This window comes from Acinetobacter sp. NIPH 1852 (assembly GCF_022549455.1).
Taxonomy (GTDB): domain Bacteria; phylum Pseudomonadota; class Gammaproteobacteria; order Pseudomonadales; family Moraxellaceae; genus Acinetobacter.
On record NZ_JAKZGG010000049.1, the window covers coordinates 1 to 712 of the forward strand.

Here is a 712-nt window from a genome sequence, read left to right on the forward strand (position 1 = left end):
GGGGCTGTACTAGATAAGGTTTAAATTTTAGTCCAAAACCTCAAAGTTTTTAGTTGTTGTCGAGGACTACCATAGTTAAATCTAAACTCACATTCTTTGATAAACAAGTAAAAAGAATCTTTAGGAATTCCATTGTATTTCCTTAAGGTTCTTTTTGCCTGATTCCAGAAATTTTCAATTCCATTAATATGATTCTTGCCATCAGCAAAATGGCTTGAATGATTGATTCTATAATGACTAAATCCTGCAACATCTAAAGCATTATAGCTATGCCAGTGATCTGTGTAGACAATGCTATCTGGAGTGATTTTTTTAGATATTACAGTCATTAAGGTTACAGATTTAGTATCAGGAACAATGACGGTGTAAACCTTGCTATTTCGTTTTAGCAACCCAAATACGATAACTTTACCCGCAGCACCCCTACCTCGTTTTCCTTTACGCGTACCGCCAAAATAACTCTCATCTAACTCAATCTCACCATCAAATATTTCGAGGGCTTCTTGCTCTAAATGATAGGCAATAATCTTACGAATTTTAGTATAGAAAAGAGCAGCAGAATTAGGGTGTATTTCTAACAAATCCGCTGCTGATCTAGCTGTCACTTCAAGCACAAAAAACTCAAGTAGTTTAAGCTGAGTTTTCTTATTTAATTTACAATTGGTTAGCTTCATTTTCATAGATTAACATAGTGCTAATCTAGTACAGCCCC

Annotated in this window: 1 protein-coding gene; it reads right to left on the bottom strand. The window is 34.8% G+C overall.

Features of this window, described 5'->3' with window-relative positions:
* Nucleotides 1-20: 20 nt before the first annotated feature.
* Nucleotides 21-674: an IS1595 family transposase gene (locus tag MMO38_RS16505; protein ID WP_241324189.1), complete on the bottom strand. Its 654-nt coding sequence runs from the start codon at nt 672-674 to the stop codon at nt 21-23.
* Between the last annotated feature and the right edge of the window lie 38 nt (nt 675-712).

Bases quoted from the DNA above. Each gene is read 5' to 3' on its own strand.
- MMO38_RS16505 (WP_241324189.1), bottom strand. From the start codon at position 674: ATGAAGCTAACCAATTGTAAATTAAATAAGAAAACTCAGCTTAAACTA.